The 22773-nt window shown below is 36.1% G+C and carries 23 protein-coding genes, 2 tRNA genes, 1 pseudogene and 1 riboswitch; of the genes and pseudogenes, 16 read left to right on the top strand and 10 right to left on the bottom strand.

Going from position 1 to position 22773, the window contains the following annotated elements:
* Positions 1-138: 138 nt before the first annotated feature.
* Entirely contained in the window at positions 139-705 is a 567-nt protein-coding gene (locus tag C1634_RS25340; RefSeq protein ID WP_103235571.1) for a hypothetical protein, read from the bottom strand.
* Between the two features lie 248 nt (positions 706-953).
* A riboswitch (cobalamin riboswitch) is annotated at positions 954-1144 on the top strand.
* A gap of 448 nt (positions 1145-1592) precedes the next feature.
* Here C1634_RS25340 and prpB point away from each other — a divergent pair.
* The 14 genes from prpB to C1634_RS25270 all read left to right on the top strand — a co-directional run bounded on the left by prpB (position 1593) and on the right by C1634_RS25270 (position 16506).
* Positions 1593-2501 (top strand): methylisocitrate lyase, encoded by a 909-nt coding sequence (prpB, locus tag C1634_RS25335; RefSeq protein ID WP_109739361.1) that lies wholly within the window; start codon positions 1593-1595, stop codon positions 2499-2501.
* Complete coding sequence (gene prpC, locus C1634_RS25330) at positions 2488-3639, top strand: bifunctional 2-methylcitrate synthase/citrate synthase (RefSeq protein ID WP_103233349.1); 1152 nt, start codon at positions 2488-2490, stop codon at positions 3637-3639. Before prpB ends, prpC begins: the two co-directional genes overlap by 14 nt.
* A 38-nt stretch (positions 3640-3677) precedes the next feature.
* The gene (locus tag C1634_RS25325) at positions 3678-5129 is read left to right on the top strand and encodes a bifunctional 2-methylcitrate dehydratase/aconitate hydratase (RefSeq protein WP_103233350.1); all 1452 of its coding nucleotides are present in this window, start codon (positions 3678-3680) and stop codon (positions 5127-5129) included.
* 64 nt (positions 5130-5193) lie between these two features.
* On the top strand, positions 5194-6690 hold the full coding sequence (locus tag C1634_RS25320) for a CoA-acylating methylmalonate-semialdehyde dehydrogenase (RefSeq protein WP_109739362.1): 1497 nt from the start codon (positions 5194-5196) through the stop codon (positions 6688-6690).
* A gap of 6 nt (positions 6691-6696) precedes the next feature.
* Positions 6697-7857: an acyl-CoA dehydrogenase family protein gene (locus C1634_RS25315; protein WP_103233352.1), complete on the top strand. Its 1161-nt coding sequence runs from the start codon at positions 6697-6699 to the stop codon at positions 7855-7857.
* Positions 7858-7872: 15 nt separating this feature from the next.
* On the top strand, positions 7873-8982 hold the full coding sequence (locus tag C1634_RS25310) for an enoyl-CoA hydratase/isomerase family protein (RefSeq protein ID WP_109739360.1): 1110 nt from the start codon (positions 7873-7875) through the stop codon (positions 8980-8982).
* Between the two features lie 2 nt (positions 8983-8984).
* Positions 8985-9869, top strand: coding sequence for a 3-hydroxyisobutyrate dehydrogenase (gene mmsB / locus C1634_RS25305; RefSeq protein ID WP_228410171.1), 885 nt, complete (start codon positions 8985-8987; stop codon positions 9867-9869).
* Between the two features lie 2 nt (positions 9870-9871).
* Positions 9872-10654: an enoyl-CoA hydratase/isomerase family protein gene (locus C1634_RS25300; protein ID WP_109739359.1), complete on the top strand. Its 783-nt coding sequence runs from the start codon at positions 9872-9874 to the stop codon at positions 10652-10654.
* An 8-nt stretch (positions 10655-10662) separates the two neighbouring features.
* Entirely contained in the window at positions 10663-11310 is a 648-nt protein-coding gene (locus tag C1634_RS25295) for an epoxyqueuosine reductase QueH (RefSeq protein WP_103233356.1), read from the top strand.
* Positions 11297-12253, top strand: coding sequence for an alpha-glutamyl/putrescinyl thymine pyrophosphorylase clade 3 protein (locus C1634_RS25290; RefSeq protein ID WP_109739358.1), 957 nt, complete (start codon positions 11297-11299; stop codon positions 12251-12253). Before C1634_RS25295 ends, C1634_RS25290 begins: the two co-directional genes overlap by 14 nt.
* 106 nt (positions 12254-12359) lie before the next feature.
* Complete coding sequence (locus C1634_RS25285; RefSeq protein WP_109739357.1) at positions 12360-13184, top strand: 5'-nucleotidase, lipoprotein e(P4) family; 825 nt, start codon at positions 12360-12362, stop codon at positions 13182-13184.
* A 370-nt stretch (positions 13185-13554) separates the two neighbouring features.
* Entirely contained in the window at positions 13555-14829 is a 1275-nt protein-coding gene (locus C1634_RS25280) for an erythromycin esterase family protein (RefSeq protein ID WP_109739356.1), read from the top strand.
* Complete coding sequence (locus tag C1634_RS25275; protein WP_103233360.1) at positions 14829-15731, top strand: ABC transporter ATP-binding protein; 903 nt, start codon at positions 14829-14831, stop codon at positions 15729-15731. Before C1634_RS25280 ends, C1634_RS25275 begins: the two co-directional genes overlap by 1 nt.
* Positions 15724-16506: an ABC transporter permease gene (locus tag C1634_RS25270; RefSeq protein WP_103233361.1), complete on the top strand. Its 783-nt coding sequence runs from the start codon at positions 15724-15726 to the stop codon at positions 16504-16506. The genes C1634_RS25275 and C1634_RS25270 overlap by 8 nt, the downstream gene beginning before the upstream one ends.
* A gap of 93 nt (positions 16507-16599) precedes the next feature.
* On the opposite strand, the gene C1634_RS25265 is transcribed toward C1634_RS25270, so the two are convergent.
* The 8 genes from C1634_RS25265 to C1634_RS25230 form a co-directional block, all read right to left on the bottom strand.
* Positions 16600-17121: a thermonuclease family protein gene (locus C1634_RS25265; RefSeq protein WP_103233362.1), complete on the bottom strand. Its 522-nt coding sequence runs from the start codon at positions 17119-17121 to the stop codon at positions 16600-16602.
* A 145-nt stretch (positions 17122-17266) separates the two neighbouring features.
* On the bottom strand, positions 17267-17668 hold the full coding sequence (locus C1634_RS25260; protein ID WP_109739355.1) for a hypothetical protein: 402 nt from the start codon (positions 17666-17668) through the stop codon (positions 17267-17269).
* Positions 17669-17842: 174 nt separating this feature from the next.
* Complete coding sequence (locus C1634_RS25255; RefSeq protein WP_123921587.1) at positions 17843-18481, bottom strand: hypothetical protein; 639 nt, start codon at positions 18479-18481, stop codon at positions 17843-17845.
* Positions 18482-18529: 48 nt separating this feature from the next.
* Entirely contained in the window at positions 18530-18865 is a 336-nt protein-coding gene (locus C1634_RS25250; protein WP_103235488.1) for a hypothetical protein, read from the bottom strand.
* A gap of 32 nt (positions 18866-18897) precedes the next feature.
* Complete coding sequence (locus tag C1634_RS25245) at positions 18898-19290, bottom strand: hypothetical protein (RefSeq protein ID WP_109739353.1); 393 nt, start codon at positions 19288-19290, stop codon at positions 18898-18900.
* A 46-nt stretch (positions 19291-19336) separates the two neighbouring features.
* Complete coding sequence (locus tag C1634_RS25240) at positions 19337-19831, bottom strand: hypothetical protein (protein ID WP_103235490.1); 495 nt, start codon at positions 19829-19831, stop codon at positions 19337-19339.
* 12 nt (positions 19832-19843) lie between these two features.
* The gene (locus C1634_RS25235; RefSeq protein WP_103235491.1) at positions 19844-20413 is read right to left on the bottom strand and encodes a hypothetical protein; all 570 of its coding nucleotides are present in this window, start codon (positions 20411-20413) and stop codon (positions 19844-19846) included.
* A 16-nt stretch (positions 20414-20429) separates the two neighbouring features.
* Entirely contained in the window at positions 20430-20729 is a 300-nt protein-coding gene (locus C1634_RS25230) for an apurinic/apyrimidinic endonuclease family protein (RefSeq protein ID WP_103235492.1), read from the bottom strand.
* A 259-nt stretch (positions 20730-20988) separates the two neighbouring features.
* Here C1634_RS25230 and C1634_RS25225 point away from each other — a divergent pair.
* Positions 20989-21063 (top strand) — tRNA-Pro (locus C1634_RS25225).
* Positions 21064-21095: 32 nt separating this feature from the next.
* Positions 21096-21169, top strand: a tRNA-Arg gene (locus C1634_RS25220).
* Positions 21170-21761: 592 nt separating this feature from the next.
* On the opposite strand, the pseudogene C1634_RS26390 reads toward C1634_RS25220, so the two are convergent.
* Positions 21762-22697: pseudogene (locus tag C1634_RS26390) on the bottom strand (recombinase family protein); the annotation flags it as partial.
* Positions 22698-22773 lie beyond the last annotated feature (76 nt).

Genomic DNA, 22773 nt, shown 5'->3' with positions numbered 1-22773 from the left:
AACTTTTTCTTGGTTTGATAATGACAGAAGACTTTGCCGAAATTATGAATTGCTAATGGAAAATTCTGAAAATATGGTCAAACTATCAGCTATTAAAATATTATTGAACAAAATTTAAACAGGCTCTTAATACAAGAATTAATTATCTGTAAAATATTGCCCAAACCATTGATCGAAACTTTCTTTATATTGAGCCTGAGCGTTTTTAATCAGTAAATCAGGTTCTTCGATCTGGCTTAAGCCATAATCTCCTTTCATCCAAGTCAAATATTTACTTAAATCTTCACTCTCTTCATAATCATCTTCATCTTTATAAAAATAAGCTTCATCAAACTCTACTGAAATCTCAGTATCAAAAGTTAGTAAATGTAAAAGCTGTAAAATATTTTCAGCAACAATATGAACACCACCTTCATCTCCAAAAACAACAACTGGCATTTTATTTAAAGGCTGATCTGTTCCGTTATTCCAGATTGCATAGAATGAACCGGAACCATTTGCCTGAGCAAAAGGCAACATACTATTCAAAAAACTTTCATCATCACTCCAGCTTTTCAATCCGGACTTACTATCGATTAAAACACCAAAATCTTGTGAATAATTTCCAAACGAGGAAATAGTATTCTGGAAATAGATCAGTTTCTCAAGTTCTACAGGAATCTCTCCCAAACCTAAGTTTTTTTTAAATTCTATAATGTCTATCATTGGTCAATTATGTCTAGTTAATAAAATTAGTAAAATGAAAAAAGAATAACAAATTTATTAACTATCTTTAATTTTCCGGTCATCTTTTATATCAATTTAACAATATAATTAATCCATTTATCTCATAAATAAACTCCATAACAACAACGCTATCAGCACATTAAATCAAAACAATTATTGATTACATAAAATATCTTTTTCGTTATTATAAAATACCTATATTTACCACCAAGGAGTTCTTAAAACCTTCTTTATCAACCGAAATTGGTTACACTTAGGTGTGCATTAAAAGGGAATCGTGTGCAAATCACGAACTGTCGCGCAACTGTAAGTAACACATAAAGTTTTTATCAATTGATATCCACTGTATATTTCATATATGGGAAGGATGATAAAAACCGTTACAAGTCAGGAGACCTGCCTATTTCGCATTGACGATGCTTTCGCGATTTGAAGCTTATAGTCAGGTATGATACGTTATGGATATAGTGTGATAAAACTGTTTTGTCAATCTGTATTACTTTTTGAGATGGATTACGAGTGAGCATTAGGTTGTTCTCATTATTCCATGGCTCAAATTCGTATCCCCCTTTCCGTAATTTTTCTTTTCTAATAAAGCACCGCGAAGTTTACTGAGAACTTTTTATAAGGTTTAATCAATGTAAAAAGTTATAAGGTGTACCGAAACAATCTTAATTATTCATGCAGTAACAACAGTTCTATTTTACAGACCTGTACAGCAATAACTTTGCAAAATTCTCAATATCAATGTGATTTTAAGATTACTAAAATACTTTCCTACCCTTCCTTTTTTACTAAAAAGATAAGCTTCTACAGCTCTTCTGCTCATTCGCAAACAAATTTCAACTCAACAATAAAATATTATAATGACCAAAAATGAAAATTGGAAATCTCCCGGCATGAAATTCCGGGAGGCAATGGAAAAAGAAAATCCCCTTCAGATTGTTGGAGCCATTAACGCAAACCATGCTTTATTGGCACAGCAGGCTGGCTTTAATGCCATTTATCTTTCAGGAGGAGGTGTTGCAGCAGGGTCTTTAGGAATTCCTGATTTAGGAATTACCACTCTGGATGATGTGCTCATAGATGTTCAGCGTATTACCAATATTTGTGATTTGCCACTTATGGTAGATATCGACACAGGTTTTGGACCTTCCGCATTTAATGTCGCCAGAACTATTAAATCATTGATCAAAGCCGGAGCAGCGGCGGTACATATCGAAGATCAGGTGGGTGCAAAACGTTGTGGACATAGGCCTGGAAAAGAAATCGTAAGCAAAGAAGAAATGGTAGACCGTCTTAAGGCTGCTGCAGATGCCCGTACCGATGAAAGCTTTGTTATCGGCGCAAGAACAGATGCTTTTGCCAATGAAGGACTGGAAAAAACTTTAGAAAGAGCCGTGGCCTATAAAGAAGCGGGTGCAGATTTCATTTTTGCTGAAGCAGTACCCGATTTAAATTTTTATCAAAAATTTGTTGATGCTACCGGAATTCCTGTGCTTGCGAATATCACGGAATTTGGGATGATTAAAATGTACACGGTAGAAGAACTAAAAAACGCAGGTGTCGGGCTCATCCTCTACCCTCTTTCTGCCTTCCGGGCTGCTAATAAAGCGGCAGAAAATGTATACAATCATATCCGCAAAGACGGAACACAAGCCAACGTACTGGATACCATGCAAACAAGAGAAGAACTTTACCACAGTATCGGCTACCACGATTATGAACAAAAATTAGATAATCTTTTTAAACAAAATACTCATGTCAACGAATAGCGAACCAACATTTAAACCTAAAAAAAGTGTAGCTCTTTCCGGGGTTACAGCAGGCAATACCGCTCTTTGCAGTGTCGGGAAAAGCGGAAATGACCTTCATTACAGAGGTTACGATATTTTGGATCTTGCAGAAAAAACACAATTTGAAGAGGTGGCTTACCTTCTTATTTATGGTCAGTTACCTACCGAAGCACAGTTGAAAAACTATAAAGCCAAATTAAAATCTTTGAGAGGTCTTCCTCATTCTGTAAGAAATATCTTAAAAAGTATTCCGGCAGCGGCGCACCCAATGGATGTTATGCGTTCAATGGTTTCAGCGGTTGGGAGTATTCAGCCTGAAAAAGATGACCATAATGTCGCAGGAGCAAGAGATATTGCTGATAAATTATTAGCATCATTCAGTTCCGGACTGTTATATTGGTATCACTATACCCACAATGGTAAAGAGATTGATGTTGAGACTGATGACGATACTATCGGTGGACATTTCCTTCATTTGTTACATGGCAAAAAAGCTCCTGATTCATGGATAAAAGCAATGGAGATATCTCTTAATCTGTATGCTGAACATGAGTTTAACGCTTCTACTTTCACGGCCCGTGTTATTGCTGGTACATCTTCAGATTTCTATTCCTGTATCACAGGTGCTATCGGAGCTTTAAGAGGTCCAAAACATGGAGGAGCCAATGAAGTGGCTTTTGAAATACAAAGCCGTTATCATTCTCCTGATGAAGCTGAAGAAGATATCAGAAAACGTATTGCCAACAAAGAAGTCATTATTGGATTTGGGCACCCTGTTTACACAATATCAGATCCAAGAAATGTAGTCATAAAAAAAGTAGCCAAAGAACTTTCCGAAGAAGCCGGAGATATGCTGTTATACAACATCGCTGAAAGGTTGGAAAGTGTCATGTGGGAAGAAAAGAAAATGTTCCCTAATCTAGATTGGTTCTCCGCAGTATCTTATCACCAAATGGGAGTTCCTACCTTGATGTTCACGCCGTTATTCGTTATTTCAAGAGTTACAGGATGGAGCGCCCACATTATTGAACAAAGACAGGATGGGAAAATCATCCGTCCAAGCGCCAATTATACAGGTCCTGAAAATAAAGACTTTGTCTCCATCGAAAACAGATAATAAAAAATTCAATTAATAATTAAACTTAAAAAATAAAGATGTCATCACACATTTCAAACGAAAGACCACAACCAGATCAGGTATTAGTAGATATTGCAGACTATGTATTAAACTATGAAATTAAAAATGAATTAGCCTGGAAAACAGCTCATTATTGTTTATTAGATACCATCGGATGCGGATTGGAAGCGTTGACTTATCCAGCATGTACTAAGCTTTTAGGACCTATTGTAAAAGGAACAGTAGTTCCGAATGGTGCTAAAGTTCCGGGTACACAATTTCAGTTAGATCCCGTACAGGCAGCTTTTAACATCGGTGCTATTATCCGTTGGCTGGATTTCAATGATACCTGGTTAGCTGCCGAATGGGGACACCCTTCAGATAACCTGGGAGGAATTTTAGCGACAGCTGACTGGCTTTCAAGAACAAATATTGCAGAAGGAAAGTCTCCTTTAAAAATGAAACAGGTTTTGGAGGCTATGATTATGGCTCATGAGATTCAGGGAGTTATCGCATTAGAAAATTCATTCAACAAAGTAGGGTTAGACCATGTATTATTGGTAAAATTAGCATCTACTGCCGTTGTCGGAAAGTTAATTGGTTTGACCCGTGATGAGTTGATCAATGCCGTTTCATTAGCATTTGTTGACGGACAATCTTTAAGAACATATCGTCATGCTCCCAATACAGGAAGTCGTAAATCATGGGCTGCCGGAGATGCCACATCAAGAGCTGTACGTTTGGCATTAATTGCTAAAACAGGCGAAATGGGCTACCCATCTGTACTGACTGCCAAAACATGGGGTTTCTATGATGTGTCTTTCAAAGGAAATGAATTCAAATTCCAGAGAGATTATGGTTCTTATGTAATGGAAAATGTATTGTTTAAAATTTCTTTCCCTGCAGAATTCCATTCCCAAACGGCTGTAGAAGCTGCAATGACTTTACATCACCAATTAAAAGAATCAGGAAAATCATCTGAAGACATCAAAAAAATAACAGTCCGTACCCACGAAGCCTGCATCCGCATCATTGATAAAAAAGGACCATTGAACAATCCTGCTGACCGTGACCATGCTATTCAGTACATGCTGGCAGTTCCTTTGATTTTCGGAAGATTGACAGCAGCTGATTATGAAGATAACGTAGCATCAGATCCAAGAATCGACATTCTTCGTGATAAAATTGAGTGTGTAGAAGACGTACAGTTCACCACAGATTATCATGATCCTGAAAAACGTTCTATTGCCAATGCTTTAACTGTAGAGCTAAACGACGGAACTGTTTTAGACGAAATCGTTGTAGAATACCCAATTGGCCACAAACGCAGAAGAGATGAAGGTATTCCGGAATTGATCAAGAAATATAAAGTAAATCTTGCCAGAATATTCCCTGAAAAACAACAGAGAATTGTACTAGAAAACTCATTAGAATATGACACCCTGGTGAATCTCGATGTCAACGAGTTTGTTGACTTACTGGTAATTTAATAATAAAAAGTTGAGAGTGAAAATGAAAATTCACTCTCAGCTTTTCACTCTCAATTTAAAAAACATGTCACAAAAAGTAAAAATATTAATCAACGGGGATTTTATAGAAAGTAAAGCTACAGACTATCTTCCCGTAGAAAACCCTGCTACACAGGAAATTCTTGCAGAAGTCCCCCTGACTGAACTGTCTGAAATAGACCAAGCCATAGAAGCAGCCAAAGAAGCCTTCAAAATATGGAAAGAGATTGCGACTCCGGAAAGAGCAAGGTTCTTTTTAAAATACCAGCAGCTTTTAAAGGAAAATCAAAAAGAAATTGCCGAAATCCTGTCCAAAGAAAACGGAAAAACTTTTCCTGATGCAATGGGAGATGTATGGCGCGGAATTGAAGTCGTAGAACATGCCTGCAATATTCCGACGCTCATGATGGGAGAAACGGTAGAAAATGTTGCAAGAGGTGTTGATACCTACAGCTATATCCAGCCACTGGGTGTTTGTGCAGGAATTACCCCTTTCAACTTTCCGGCAATGATCCCTTTATGGATGTTCCCTATGGCCATTGCATGCGGAAATACCTTTATCCTGAAACCTTCTGAGCAAACCCCTATGACCTCAATGAAAATGGCAGAATTATTTTTACAGGCAGGTTTTCCTAAAGGCGTATTGAATATTGTTCACGGATCAAAAGATCAGGTAAATCATATTCTGAACCATCCGGAAATCAAAGCTATTTCGTTTGTGGGTTCCGTTCCTGTTGCAGAACATGTTTATCGTACAGGGACAGATAACCTGAAAAGAGTTCAGGCTTTTGGCGGAGCAAAAAATCACATGGTAGTCATGCCGGATGCCAATAAAGAACAGGTCATTAACAACCTGGTAGGAGCTTCCTGCGGGGCAGCCGGACAGCGTTGTATGGCAATCAGTGTGGCTGTTTTGGTAGGGGAAGCACAAAATTGGGTAGATGATATCAAAAAAGCTCTAAGCACCATTAAACCGGGAGTCTGGTCTGATGAATCTGCAGCATTTGGTCCACTGATCAATAAACAGTCAAAAGATAAAGTTTTAAGATTGATACAAAGTGCTTATGATCAGGGTGCCGAAGTATTACTGGATGGCAGTGATTGTAAAGTAGAAGGTTACGAGAACGGATATTTTGTAGGTGCAACGTTGTTCAATAACGTATCAACAGATATGGACATTTATAAAGAAGAGATTTTCGGACCTGCTTTATTACTGTTAAAGGCGGAAACATTAGACGAAGCCATTAAAATAATCAATGCAAACCCTTACGGAAACGGAACTTCCATTTTCACGAATTCAGGAGCGGCAGCACGAAAATTTCAGCACGAAATTGAAGTGGGACAAATTGGGGTAAACCTTCCGATTCCTGTTCCATTACCGTTTTTCTCTTTTACAGGATGGAGAAAATCTTTCTTTGGTGACCTGCATTCTTACGGAAAACAAGGCGTTCGTTTTTATACGGAAACCAAAACCATTACAGCGCGTTGGTTTGAAGAAGATATCCCTGCAGGCGATTTGAATATGACGATCAGTTTAAAATAATTTTCCATGGAATTTAACCTAAATGAAGATCAACTGGCGTTTCAGGACGCAGCAAGAAAATTTGCTGAAAAAGAACTGGCACCTTATGCTTCGGAATGGGATGCTCAAAAGATATTCCCAAGAGAAGCGATTGCCAAAGCCGGAGCATTAGGTTTTTGTGGTGTTTACACCAGTGAAGATGCAGAAGGTTTGGGATTATCACGATTAGACGCAACCATTATATTTGAAGAACTGGCAGCAGCCTGCCCTTCCACTACCGCCTACATTACGATACACAATATGGTCTCATGGATGATTGATGAATTTGGAAATGATGAGATCAGAAAGCAACTTTGCCCGGGGTTGGCTTCAGGAAAATTATTAGGTTCCTATTGCCTTACAGAACCGGGTTCAGGTTCAGATGCGGCAGCCTTAAAAACAAACGCCGTAAAAGCAGATAACAACTATATCATCAACGGGACTAAAGCATTTATTTCCGGAGCAGGTGAAAGTGATATACTTATTGTCATGGCCCGTACAGGAGATTCCGGGTCTAAAGGGATCAGTGCTTTTGTTGTACATGCTGATACTGAAGGGATCAGTTTCGGTGAGAAAGAGAAGAAACTGGGGTGGAACACTCAGCCTACCCGATTTGTTTTCTTTGATCACGTGAAAGTGGATGAAAAAAACCTTTTAGGTGAATTGGGACAAGGATTTAAAATAGCATTGAAAGGTTTGGACGGCGGACGTATTAATATCGGAACGTGTTCTGTAGGAGCAGCACAGGGAGCGATCAATCAGGCCCGAAAATATATGCATGAAAGACTGCAGTTCGGAAAATCACTGGCACAATTTCAGTCGATGCAATTTAAGATCGCTGATATGGCAACAGAACTGGTTGCCGCCCGACAAATGGTCCATTTAGCAGCTTTCAAATTAGATTCCAAAGATCCCAATGCCACGACTTACTGTGCCATGGCAAAACGTCTGGCCACCGATATGTGCTTTAATATCTGTAATGAAGCCTTGCAAATATTGGGTGGATATGGATGTACCCAGGATTTCCCGGTAGAACGCCTTATGCGTGACGCCAGAATTCATCAGGTGGTAGAAGGAACCAATGAAATTATGAAACTGGTAATTTCAAGAAAGATTTTAGAAGAAGGGGAAATATCACAAATCCGTTAATTCAAAAGATTAAAAATGAGCTTAATACTAACAGAAATAAAAAATAAAGTCGGGATTATTACCCTGAATTCCGAAAAAACACTCAATTCTCTTTCATTAGAAATGATCGAAGAACTGAAAACCGTTTTGGAAGACTGGAAAACATCCGATGAAGTAGCCTGCTTATTCATCCAGGGAGCAGGTGAAAAAGCCCTCTGCGCCGGAGGAGATGTAAGAAAGTTGCACGATGCTATTATTGAACAACAAAGCAATGATGGAACAAAAGTACCTCAGCAATGTTTTGATTTCTTTTCAAAAGAATATCAGGTAGATTATACCATTCATACGTATCCGAAGCCGATCATCGTTTGGGGACACGGAATTGTTATGGGGGGCGGAATCGGAATTATGGTCGGGGCATCACACCGGATTGTTACAGAAAGAAGCAAACTGGCAATGCCGGAAATCACCATTGGTTTGTATCCGGATGTAGGGGGAACCTGGTTTTTAAATAAAATGCCCTCCGCCTATGGAATTTATTTAGGATTAACTGGAGCAAGATTAGACGGTGCAGACTGTAAGTTTCTGGGATTGGCAGATTATTACATGCCGTCTTCTGCAAAAGAAATCATCCTTGATGCTCTTGAAAAAGCTCAATGGAATGGAAATAATCATCAAACCATTTCTGCTATCCTGGAAAATATCTCTAAAGAAACAGATATTCCGGAATCACAGGCACAGCTACACCATTCCTTCATTAAACAATTTGAAGATGTTAATTCTTTAGAAGAATTCAGCGAAATACTGGTCAATCATCCTGACAAAGATGATTGGATTAATCATGGATTTAAAAGCTTTGAAGCGGGCTCTCCAAGTTCAACTAATATCATCTTCAGACAATTGAAGCAAGGTGAAAATATAAGTTTGGAGGAAGTATTTCAATCCGAACTGAACTTGTCTTGTCAATGCTGCATTCATCCTGATTTTGCAGAAGGCGTAAGAGCTTTATTGGTAGATAAAGACCAATCTCCACAATGGCACCCGGCTACATTAAATGATGTTACGAAAGAATGGGTAGACACTTATTTTACTCCACTTTGGTCTCACGAAGAACATCCATTAAAAAATTTAGGAAAAAAAGAATAAATATGGCGAACATAGCATTTATAGGATTAGGAAATATGGGTGGCCCAATGGCCGCAAACCTGGTAAAAAATGGTCACAGCGTTATTGGATTTGACCTTTCCAGCTCTGCTTTAGAAGCATTGGTTTCTGCAGGCGGGCGCATCTCCGATTCAGCTTTAGCAGCATCTAAAGACGCAGATGTGGTGATCTCTATGCTGCCATCTGGCAAACACGTTGCTGAACTGTATTCTGAAGAATTCATCAGCCAGCTGAAACCCGATACCTTATTGATTGACAGCAGTACGATTGATGCTGTTACCGCCCGTTCTGTTGCTCAGCTGGCAGCTTCAAAAGGCTGTAAAATGATTGATGCACCCGTTTCCGGAGGTACCGCAGGAGCTCAGGCTGGAACCTTGACTTTTATTGTAGGGGGCAAGACCAAAGACTATGAAAAAGCAAGACCGATATTAAAATGTATGGGACAGAATATTTTCCATGCAGGAGATTCTGGAGCGGGACAGGTTGCCAAAATCTGTAACAATATGTTATTGGCTGTACACATGATTGGAACCTCTGAAGCCATCAACTTAGGAGTCCGTCATGGTTTAGACCCTAAAATATTAAGTGAAATAATGCAGAAGAGCTCTGGCAGAAACTGGTCGCTGGAAGTCTACAATCCATACCCTGGAGTTATGGAAAATGCGCCCGCTTCAAGAGAATATTCGGGAGGTTTTGCAGTAGACTTAATGACAAAGGATTTAGGATTGGCAGCAGAAGCAGGGCTGGAAACCAGAACCTCTACTCCATTGGGAAATGCTGCTTTAAACCTCTATAGAATATGGAGTGAAGCCGGAAATGGTACAACTGATTTTTCGAGCATTATTCAATTCTTAAACAAACATCAATAATCATGAATTTTGAAACATTACTATATCAGCAGGAAGGACATATCGGCACATTAACCATAAACCGTCCACAAGCTTTGAATTCTTTGAATGAAACGGTTTTAAAAGAACTGAAATCATTTGCCGATCAAATCAAATTGAACAAAGATATTCGTGTTTTGATCATTACCGGATCAGGCGAAAAGGCTTTTGTTGCAGGAGCTGATATCAAAGCAATGCAGGGTATGACTCCAAAAGAAGCAACAGAATTCTCGATTATGGCTCAAACCGCTTTCAATTCCATTGAAGAATTACCGTTCGCTGTTATAGCAGCTGTAAATGGTTTTGCATTGGGCGGCGGTTGTGAACTGGCATTGTCTTGTGATATTATTCTGGCAAGCGAAAAAGCTAAGTTCGGATTACCGGAAGTAACCCTTGGGCTATTACCCTGTTTTGGGGGAACCCAGCGCTTGCCAAGAGCCATCGGATTGTACAAAGCAAGGGAAATGGTATTTTCCGGTGAGTTCTATTCAGCAGAAGCTTGTAGAGAATTTGGATTTGTAAACCGTGTTATTACTCCTGAAGAACTATTGAATGAAGCTCACAAACTAGCGGCAACGATTGCCTCAAGAGGTCCTGTAGCTGTAGCAAAAGCAAAGCAATCATTGAATACAGGGATTGAATTACATATTACAGAAGGCTTACAACAGGAGGCCGTTTTATTCGGAGAATTATTTGATACGCAAGACCACAATGAAGGTATTGGAGCATTTATAGAAAAAAGAAGTCCTGATTTTAAAGGAGAATAATAAAGAAAATGAATTTTGAAAGAGAGAAATTAGTGTTACCGGAAGGGGGTAAAAAGCTTCTTCTGCATTCCTGCTGTGCTCCTTGTTCGGGAGAAGTCATGGAAGCCATAATCGCTTCGGATATTGACTTTACTATTTTTTTCCACAATCCCAATATTCATCCAAAGAAAGAATATGAACTAAGGAAAGAAGAAAATATCCGTTTTGCAGAAAAGCATAATATTCCTTTTGTTGATGCTGATTACGATGTTGACGATTGGTTTGCCAGAGCCAAAGGGATGGAATGGGAACCTGAGAGAGGAATCCGTTGCACCATGTGTTTTGATATGCGCTTTGAACGTACTGCATTATATGCCTACGAAAACGGGTTTGACATCATTTCCAGCTCGTTGGGAATTTCCCGATGGAAAAATATGGAACAAATCAACGATTCCGGTATACAGGCAGCCAGCCATTATGAAGGAATTACATACTGGACGTATAACTGGAGGAAAAAAGGCGGCTCAAAACGAATGCTGGAAATAAGTAAAGAAGAAGAATTCTACATGCAGGAATATTGTGGCTGTGCTTATTCTTTACGGGATACCAACAAATGGAGACTAGAAAATGGAAGAGAGAAAATAAAATTGGGTGAAAAATATTATGGAAAAGAATGAGAAGGTATTATGGGGTGAATTTGGACTACAACTAGAACAAAAAATAAGGTCATTCCATCAGAATGTACACCCGATCAGTATAGGAAATAATGCAGAAGAGCTGAAATATTTTGTATCATTAATGACCTTTGAGGCCCATGAGATAAAAAAAGTATCGGAAACAACCAATCAACATCCTATTGATCAAAAATTTTCAGATCCTGGAAGCACATCATTTGATCCGTTACAATTAGCAGTTCAGTATTTTCAGAATGGCGAAACAGATGATGCATGCTGGCTGCTTTTTTTATACTCCTATATTGGAAAACATCCCAATTATGAATGGAATCTGCTTAGAAAGATGTATTTCAACACTGGCAATAATGAGGTCTGGAAATGGGAAAATATAAGTACTCATTATGAGGTTTTTCAGGAATGGTTTCTGGAAAATATCCCTGCCATAAAAGAGAATGCAGGACTGGGTGAGCATCACAAATATTCTGAGCTGAGCGACTCCAAAGCAATTGTCATATGCCGGGATATACAGGAATATATTCTTTGGATACAGGAATTTGGAAATCATCATACCCTCCTATCCAATCAAGCAGAAATCATTCCTACTAAAATATTTAAGGAGCTGTATAGATCAATGGATGCTAAAACCAGTTTTAATAAGCTTGTTAAGTTTAAATATTTAAGTCTGTTAGGCATTCTTTCTATATTTCCTATTCAACCTGACCAGCCCTATCTGAATGATTTTATCTTATCCAGAAGAGGAGCACAACATCTATTTGAAAGTAAGAACCGCAAAAAAATTCCTGTTGAGAAATTGAATGCTCTTTTACTTTCATTACATCATTATTTGGAAGTCAACCATGGCTTAGAAGTATTACAGAAAGTCTTGGCAAAATGGGGGAAAGAAAGATTTAAAGTAGAAAGACAAAATTTTAAAAGATATATTTGATTTTTAGGAGGTCGGCATATTCTTATGACCGGTCTCCTTTTTACTTCTACAAATAGTTGTAATAAAAATCAAATTGTTATAATTTTGCTTTTCCTATTCAAATTCAATGAAAAATTTTAATCTCATTATCGCAAGCTGTTTCTTTATCTCGATACTATCGTGTACGTCAACAGCTCCAGTTTCAACAGCTTCCATCCAAAGCACGCCCTATCAAAACCTTGGACGTGACGGAAAAATATATGCTGCATTTTATCAGCAAAGAGCAGCAGAATATGAAGCCTTGTGTCTTCAGGCATACAACATTGCAAAACTTCGTCTGGATGAAGCTCTAGCTCAAAAATCAGAGAAACCTTTAGCAATCGTTTCAGATATTGATGAGACTTTTTTAGATAATTCTTATTACGCTGTTGAACGTTCAAAGATGGGAAAGAATTACGATCAGAAAACATGGGAAGAATGGACAGCAAAAGGGATTGCCAAGCCCCTTACCGGTTCTCAGGAATTCTATCAGTATGCTGCAAGCAAGGGAATTCAGGTTTTTTATGTGACCAATCGTATTGAACAGGAACGTGAAGGAACCCTGAAGAACTTAAAACAATACAATTTTCCCCTTCAAAACGATACCAACCTTATCCTTAGATCAAAAGAAAGCAGTAAGGAAAACAGAAGAAAGGATATTGCTAAAAATTACAATATTGTTTTACTGTTAGGAGATAATCTTGCCGACTTCTCAGCTATATTTGACAAAAAATCGGAGACGGAACGATCTGCTGCTGTGAAAAATTCAGCAGATGATTTCGGTAAAAAATTCATTATCATTCCCAATGTAGGTTACGGAGACTGGGAATCTTCATTTTATAATTACAAATACGATTACACCGATCAGCAAAAAGATTCAATGATGTACGATGCTGTGAAATCTAATCCTTAAAAAATACTTTTCGATCTCCTATTAAGTTCTTATAACAAAGAACTGGGCAGTTCGATTAAACTTAAAAACCTCACAACTTTGCTGTGAGGTTTTTTCTTTTTTCATAAATAGCACTTCCCTATTCTTTCTTTTATAAGAGTTATCAATCTGTCTGTCTTATTTTTTTGAGACAACTTTCATTTTTCATGCAATAGAAGATCAGAATATATCCCAACATCAGGACAAAAGTGACGAAATGACACCATTTTACTAATGGCATTATTTTCGACCTAACAGTAAATAGTTTTCATGAAAAACAAATATTTACTATTATATTTAAAACCAAACAAAATAGTAAATAGATATTCAATAACTGTGTAATTTTGAATGGATGAAAAAAATATTTTACATTTTTATAATTTCTATTGCTGCAATTTTAATTCTGAATACCATTGTTTTCAAAGAAATACCCGAAAAAGAAAAACAGGAACTTCTGAAGGATGTCCGGCAGTATAAACATACCATCAACAGTATTTCTATGGAATACCCGGATGACAGCGACCTGAAGATTCTGGATTCTGTACTTAAGGGCAACAGAATTGTGATGCTTGGAGAAAACGTTCATGATGATGGTGCTACCATGCAGGCCAAAAGCAGGCTGATAAAATACCTTCATGAGAATCTGGGATATCACGTTGTACTCTACGAAGCCGGGCAATATGACTCTTGGATCATGAATGAGGAAATGAAAAACCACAATATGAAAGTTCCTGCAGATTCTATAGGCGGACTTGGTCTTTTCGAATTCTGGTGGAACAATAAGGAAACCCAACCCCTGATCAGTTATTATCAAAAAACGAAAACCTTAGCAAACCCAATAGAACTGGGCGGATTTGACATTCAGTTTTCAGGAGATATTATGTATGAGCGACGTGGTAAACTGTTGAAAGATTTTTTACATAAAAATGATATTGATCTCAAACGCTTTCCAATCCTGACTCAATATATTGATAAGCTTAATTATTTTATGTACGATGGTTTTGTTAAGAGAACTTTGACAGGAAACCAAAAAAAAGAATTTCTTACGGAAATCAGCAAGCTTGAACAGGCAGTTTTAAAGCTGAAAAAAAATCCTGAGAATGACATCTATGCCCGGTACCTGTACGACATGAGGAATAACTTTGATAAAAAATGGAAATATAAAGCCGGATCTATGCAGAGTATGCAGTTCAGAGATTCTTTGATGGCTAAAAATCTTATTCACCAGATTGATTCCGTTTATCAGGGCAAAAAGATAATTGTATGGAGCGCTAATATTCACACTTTTGCCAACAGATACAACAAAGGTTATCTGCCGTTGGGAGCCTATATCAAAAGTAAATATGGAAACGCCTCCTACATGATTGATTTTTCATCTTATGCCAAATTGAACACCACGAAAAATCTCACTGATAAACCTGGAAAACTGGCGATTGAAAATACATTTCACGCCATGAAAACCCCTTACTTTTTTATCAACTTAAGAACTATTCCGGAAAATTCTGTCTTAAAAAAGGAATTTGTATCCACCATTAATCAGGGAACAGACCAGAAAAAAGTCTGGAGCCATTTTTTTGACGGAATATTTTACATCGATACCAATACTTTTTTAACACCCACCCAATAATGGAAAGCATTACAACTAAGGATCTCAGCTATATGATAGGTTCTAAAACCATTCTGAACAATATCAATCTCAATATTCCTGAAGGCAGTATCTACGGGTATCTGGGGAGAAATGGAGCTGGAAAATCTACGACTATCAAACTTCTTTTAGGACTTTTGGAATCCAGGGGAGATTCTATTTTTATTCAGAATAAAAGTTTAAAACAAAACCGGACAGAGATTCTTGCCAATACAGGAAATTTGATTGAATCCCCCTGCTTCTATACCAAACTTACTGTTTTTGAAAATCTGAAATATCTGGATATTATCTATGGAAAAGGAAACAAAAGAATCGATGAGGTGCTGGAACTGGTAGATCTGCATAACGAAAAGAAAAAGAAGGCAAGCGCCCTGTCGATGGGGATGAAGCAGCGCTTGGGAATTGCCATGGCCATCTTTCATGATCCGAAACTTTTGATTCTGGATGAGCCTCTCAACGGGCTTGATCCACAGGGAATTTTTGAAATGAGAAAACTTTTCCAGCATCTGAATGAAGAGGGAAAAACCATTTTTCTTTCGAGTCATATTTTGAGTGAACTTGAAAAAACAGCTACCCATATCGGAATTATTGAAGGTGGAGAAATGGTTTTTCAGGGGACAAAGAATGAACTTCTAAGCCAGGTTGAGAAAGAGGTTGTTCTGAAAGTGAATGATACCGAAAAAGCTTTATCTCTTCTCCATGAATCTTTTTCTGCAGCTCTAAACAGTCCGAACAAAATCTCTGTAAAGATCAACGATGACAAAGAATTCAATGGACTCCTCTCAAATCTGATTCAAAACAACATTGAGGTCTATGATATAGAATCTCAAAGCACCAATCTTGAGCAGATCTTCATTAATTTAATTTCTAAAAAAAATGACTAATACCAATACTTTTTTAAAAGCTTTTTCGTCCGAGCAATATAAACTTTCCAAAAACAAAGAGATTTTCGGAATATTACTTATTCCTGTTCTCATCATCTTTGCTGTTGCTTTCTATATTTCGTATGATGTCATCCGCTCAGGGGTTGAAACCGCAGAAGGAACCGTCAATCCATGGAAATCGACATTGGGAAGAACTGTTTTTATGTTCTTTTATCTGCTATTTCCTATTTTGGTTGCCCTTTTTGTACATGCCTGCTGTGATGTGGAATACCGAAATAATAATTATAAAATTCTTTTTACCCTTCCCGTCTCCAAGACGAAAATATTTTTTTCAAAAGCAGTATTCATACAGCTAACTGTTTTTTTCTCTGTCCTTTTATCTTATCTCGCTTTACTTCTAAGCGGATATCTTTTAGGTATCGCTTTTCCACAACTTGGCTTTCAGAATTATGACTTCAGGGAAGTACTATTTTATGTTTTCCTGAAATTTTTCACTACCCTTTCTGCGATCTCAATGGTTCAGCTTACGTTAAGTCTTCTTTTCAAAAACTTTATTTATCCTATCGGATTTGGAGTATTCATGCTGCTCTTTACTACGATTATTCATGAGAAAGAATCCGCCGATTTTTTGATTTATATCGGAGGGTACAGATCAATGGAGAATTTTCTGAACGAAAATATTGCTTTTGAAAGAATGGATTATGTTAACATAGCCGCCCTATTTATATTCATGGTCACTAGTTTTTATCTTTTTATAAGGAAGAAAGGGGGATAAAAGGATAGAAGATGGGAGCTGGAGGATGGAAGTATTAGGCCAATGAAATTGATGTCAATTAACTCCCATTTTAAAGCTTCCTAACCCGAATATTTAAGCGGCACCTTTTACTTTTGTTTCGTTTTTGGATGCTTCGTATTTTTGTTTTCTAAGCTCACGCTTCATTTTTCTGTATTCCCAAGGAGCTACAGCATTAGCATCCTGCCAAAGACCGGCTTTTCTATACTGTGCATTTTCCTGAAGCTTCCCCAAAGAAGTATCTTTAGAATAAGAGAAATACCACCATCCCAATCCAGCTTTGATAAGCTCTTTGGAAAGGTATTTTCCATTGTCATAATACACCTTCGCAATAGACCTTCCATAACGGTCTGTAGTGGTTTCAACAAAACTTACCGTTTTCCCAAATACCTGAGCAGAAGTAAACTGTTTGGCGTTTTTCCCAAATGCCTGCCCGCTTTCCGGACAATCGACTTCGGCCAGTCTGATCTTTTTTTGTTGGTTTCCTTTAAGCAGTAAAGTAATGGTATCTCCGTCTGAAATTTTGATCACTTTTCCGGTTGTCTGTGAGAATAGGAATACAGGGAAAAGTACGTACAGCAGCATTAATCGTTTCATGCGGCAAATATAGGGATTCGTGGGGTTTGTTAATTAAAAAAACCTCGCAAAAATGCTAGGTTTTTTTTATGTCAAATTGAACTATTTTATTTTTTTGCCTCAAAGTCAAGAGACTTTGTGGAGCTCGTATTTTTAATGTTATTATTTATTCTAATTGCCATATCAAACTATACATTTTTTTTTGTTTTAAAAATTGTTCCTCACTAACCTCTTGTACCTTGTATTGTTTTACATGATAATAATAAGTATTATCACGAGTTACATATTGATTTTTATAATTATTGTTTATGAATTTATTTCCTTCTAAACTTGATATAGCAATAATTTCATTTTGTTTGATATATACATCTAAAACACTTGGAACTATTAAACTATATCCATGTTCCTCTTTATGCATTAAATTATATTCTCCGTTAATCTCTACTACAAAATATTTATCAACAATATGAACCTCATGCTTATTTGCAAAGAAATCTGACAGAAAAACTCTTATAACAAAGAAAACTCCTAATGATATGATTATGACTAGAAATATTTTAAATTTCATTTTACAATTATTTAATTTTTATAGGATTGAATAAAAAATCTTTTGTTGGTAAGGTCCAAATATAGGGATTTAGGATAGTATTTATATAAAAACAAAAACACTTCAAACATTGTATCTGTCAGATAAAACACCCATCATCAGAGACTAATTTTTACGCCAGCTATCATTTTAATTTTACCAGTTAAATGGCATGGCTACATAAGTATTTTCAAAAATATTTAAGGGTAAAGCTTCTACTGTTTTTAAGTCAGTTTTATCAGTTTTAACAATGCAGACTTTAAGTAATTCTCCACGATGACGATAGCCATTTAAAATTAATGACTGAATACCTTCTTTATCTAAAATCCTGATAAATGCTTTGAATTTATCAACTCTATCTGTTAATTCCAGAAAATCTAAATCAATATCAGTAAAAGATATATTTTGATCAGTCACAATTTGAACAAAGCGTTGTCCGATATCATATGCTGTAAGATCTTTAAATTTTTTATCAGCAACTGTAAGATCAGTTTCCAGACAATCCAGATACACCTTTCTATCAGCTGATAAGTAGTTCTGAGTATGCAGTTTAGATTCTTTTGTGATTTCAATATTATTTCTTCTGAAAGCTCTTTTCCATTCATCTATTTTTATTAAAATATCCGTATCTGCATATTCCCATAAAAAAGAATAAACCTTTTGGTCAGGGAAAAGATCAGCTATTTGAACTCCATCCTTCTGATTATAAAACAACCAAAAACTATCATAAATGAGTTCTTCACAGTTAAAAAGTTTCAATAGGTAATAATGATGGATATCTCTATATTTCTTCATAAAACATTAATGCTTTTTTGGTGGCTATTTCCGTTTTCGCTGGAATAATTATAACTCCCAACAGCCAATATTTATAGGTAGGAAAGAATAATTTTCAACAAAAGCATCATGGTCAAAACGATAAAAATAAAAATCTTCCATATTAATCTCAATTTTATGGATCGTAATTTCCAGATGTAAAAAAAATGCAATAAATTCTTTCACAAAATCATTGATATTAATTATTACACTCTCATCAGTATACAATCCTCCATTGATCTGATTGTCAGCATAACCGCCTCCCCAATACACAGAATGATCTTCAATAAAAGCAAGGAAACAGTTTACTAGATTCTCCGACAGATTTTCATGAATAACAATCTTAAACTCAAATATATCTTTCATTAATTCTTATTTTAGTCAGCAGCTATCTGCTTTTACAAATCTTTAATACCCGGACAAGTATATAGCGTTGAAATATCAAAAGGAAACTTTATATCTATGATATCTGAATTCCCTGCTTTGCTAAAAATAATATCCAGCCCAACAAATAATAATTCTGTATTTAGTAAAAAGACACTATCCTTTTTATTGTTATTTTCAAAAATCAGATTTATAATATTCCAATCACTTCTAGTAAGAATCTTGTTATCTATTATATTTCCAATTTGTTTAAACGATTCTTCATCTATTTTCACACAATAATATGTTTTGCCTCCATTACTATTTTTCTGAATACAGTTAAATATATACCTCTCATTTTCAAATGAAATAACCGACGTTATAATATCATCATACCAATCAATTATATGTAGTTTAGTAATGATCATGTCTTACTTAAGTTTAAAAATTTTAATTATAATCGACTTTTAGTATTTATTGATCAGATTTCACCAGCTTCATAAAGTCATTATAACCAAGTTTCATATAATGTCTTTGGCCTGTACTATGGTTGATTAAAAAACACTCATCACAATAATCACTAAACTTAGCAACATACTTTAAAATACCTTCTTTGTAAAATAGTAAGATATGATTATTCCCCGCCGGGCAGTTTGGTCTTGGAAAGTATTCTTCATACTTTCCTTTAAACAGTATTGAGTCAATTTTCTGGCTGGGCTTTAAAGAATCTATAAGGGTAAAATTCAATTTTCCTATTTTCGGATAAAGAATACGGTCTTGGTCAGATACTTCACTTAGGTATAATTTATTTTTTGAAGCGTCAGAGTCCCAAGGCTTTTTATTATATTCATAAACTTTACCATGATCGTATCCGTATGAACTTGAGTATTCCTTATTACAGGAAACAAGAAAACAAAACACCGCGAAAAGCGTAATAATAGAACTTAGAAATGATAACCCTAATTTCATAAATTTTAATGTTTACGGATTGATTTTAATGGTTTTAAAGACTTTTAAAAATACCTCTTTATTCTCTTCACTAATGTCGTTAACAATAATAGCCATCTTACTTTTGTAAACATTCACACTGTCAAAATGAATCCCGATGGATCCTTTATTCATTTTCTTAGGCAGCATAATCTGAGCCCTGTGCTTATTGAGGGTATCGTAGTAATAGTAATTAACATTATAAATTCCATTTTTGTAATCTCTATCAGAATTTTTTGAGAAATAAGCTTTTAACTCTCTGTTTTTATATTTTTCATATAATTCTTTATCATCAGTAATGAAAAAAGAATTTTCTTCAAAAGGTTTATAATCACCATAATAAATATAGCCAATACATTTATTTCCAGTATTGATGCTATATACCCGTGAATCTTCGGCGCGTTCTTGCTTAATGGCAAATGATTTAGGCAAACTAAGTGATACGTTGACAATAGTATGGTTAACAAATTCCTGATTTTTACAACAGGATGATAATAGGATTAAAAGACAGCTTAACAGGGAAAAATAATATCCGGTTTTCACATTTATATTTTTATATTTCATTGTAATAATGATTTTTTCAGTTAATTGAAAACTCCTTTTTGATCTTTGATATTTCTGCCATCAGGTCAGCTTTATAGCAATCAATTGAAAGATCTTGAACAGAAGGAAAATTGTGAGATTTTGCATCAAAATAATAGGCGCCTTTTTCCGGAAATTCAGCTTTATGCTCTTTCAAATACTGCTCAATTTTATCTGCCGGTTCATCATCCAGATAATCCTCTGGAGATTTTACATAAAAACCGAAATTAATGGAATCATTCTGAAATGCTTTTTCCAGTGCGGGAAGGTATATTTTATAAAAATCCTCTTTTTTCATGGTCTATTATTTTAAAAACAAAACACCATGAACAAACGGTTTCAAATTTCAAAAAGGGAAAAAAGGAGGAAAAAAATGAAAAATTTTTCATCATTTTTAAAACAAGTTAAGTCAATGGTTATTAATCAGGTAAAGGTAATGAAAAAGTATTCATGAAAAATTAATTAAAAATTATTCTTCATTTTATTTTTTTATTTGAAAAAGTATTGTACCTTTGCAACCGCAAAAACGAAGTAAAATTCGTTACTGATGACACCCTCGGGGCGTAGCGTAGTCCGGTCATCGCGCCTGGTTTGGGACCAGGAGGTCGCAGGTTCGAATCCTGCCGCCCCGACTGTTTTAGTAGTTTTCTCAAAACTACTCAATGGGTGCGTAGCTCAGCTGGATAGAGCATCTGCCTTCTAAGCAGACGGTCAAAGGTTCGAATCCTTTCGCGCTCACACGACCGACAGTAGAAATTTTAAAATTTTTCTGTCGGTCTTTTTTTTTACCTAACTCCTTGTTTATCATAAAAATATAATTTGCAATCGTATTGATTTTGGGTGTTTGAAATACACTTCCGTCGAAAACCATTTTTTCAGGATAAATCGAACACGCGATTTTCCTTTTCGTCTCCAAATCCCCCTGTACATAAAGTTTTGATATATTTGCAATAGCATCTAATGCTTTATCTAATTTTGCAGGTATATTAAGTTGCTTTGATTCTGTAGTTACAAAACTAATTTTATCTTCTAATTGCTCAATCTGCTCTTTACAGCCTTTCTTTACTTCTCGATAATCCTCCTCATCTATTTTATCTGACAGGAATAAATCCCTAGCTTTTGTAATCTTTCCGTTAAGCGCATCAATTTCTTGAACTATTACTTTCTTGGTATCATCAATACCTCCCGTAAAAGCCTTATAATTATTTAATAATAGAGTTTTTAATATTTCTTTAATACCAGGATTAAACTCATATTTCAAGAGCTCTTTTTCAAATGCTACATTTAGTAATTCTGTACTTACACGAAATCCACATTTCCAGTTGCAATGATAATAGTGGTAAATTTTTGCTTTTCCTTTAGAACCACTTGCAGTTAAGTTATTTCCACATTTAGGACAAGATAATAATCCCCTTAGCGGATAGCGTTCATTCGATAAAACTCTCCCGCCAGGTCTTTCAACCTTTTTCCTGCTATCCATAACCTGTTGAACTTTGTAAAATAAAGCTTCACTAATCAAAGCTTCATGTTTTCCTTTTATATAATATTCATCCTCTTGTTTGTGTCCCCGAATATATATTCTGCCACAATACACAGGGTTTCTTAACGCTTCAATAAAAGAATTTCTTGTGATTTGCCGTCCTCCCCTTTCAATCATTTGAATTCTGATGTGTTCTGAAGGTAGAGAGCCTTTTGCGACCTCGTTAAAAGCCCAAATCATATTTGATGCTTCAGGCTCCTTTACAGCAACATACTTCTTACCATCTTCCATACTTCTGTTTAAATAGCCATACGGTGCAGTCCCCATCATTCTCCCTTCCTTCTTGGCTCGTCGCATTCCATAAAACACATTCAATGCCCTACGGTCATTTTCTACCTCAGGTGTAGATAAATAGATCGCTAGTAAGAGCTTGTTTTCAGGAATAGACATGTCTAAAGGTTGTTCAATAGCCTGCGCCGAAACACCAAGTTTATGCAATTGACTAATCATCTGATAGGCATCACTCGTATTCCTGCTAAACCTATCCCACTTTGTAAATAATAACAGTTTAGTTTTAGTACTTCTCTTTTTAAGGTATTTTAAGTAATCAATCCACTTTGGACGACTAAAAGTCTTAGCTGAGTGGTCCTCAATTATAACCTCTCCTATCGTAATATTATGTGTGAAACAATGCTTGCGGAGCCTCTCCTCTTGATCTCTTTGAGAATAGCCTTTATCCGCCTGCTCATCAGTAGAAACCCTGATGTATAAATCGGCGATTATCATAATACAAAATTTTGTTAAAAATTAGAGTGAAAGAAATGTGAGCGAATGATCTGTGGATTAGTATGCTGTAGATGTA

This window comes from Chryseobacterium viscerum (assembly GCF_002899945.2).
GTDB lineage: Bacteria > Bacteroidota > Bacteroidia > Flavobacteriales > Weeksellaceae > Chryseobacterium > Chryseobacterium viscerum.
Note: the sequence above shows the minus strand (reverse complement) of the source record. Positions and strands in the feature narration are given on the sequence as shown.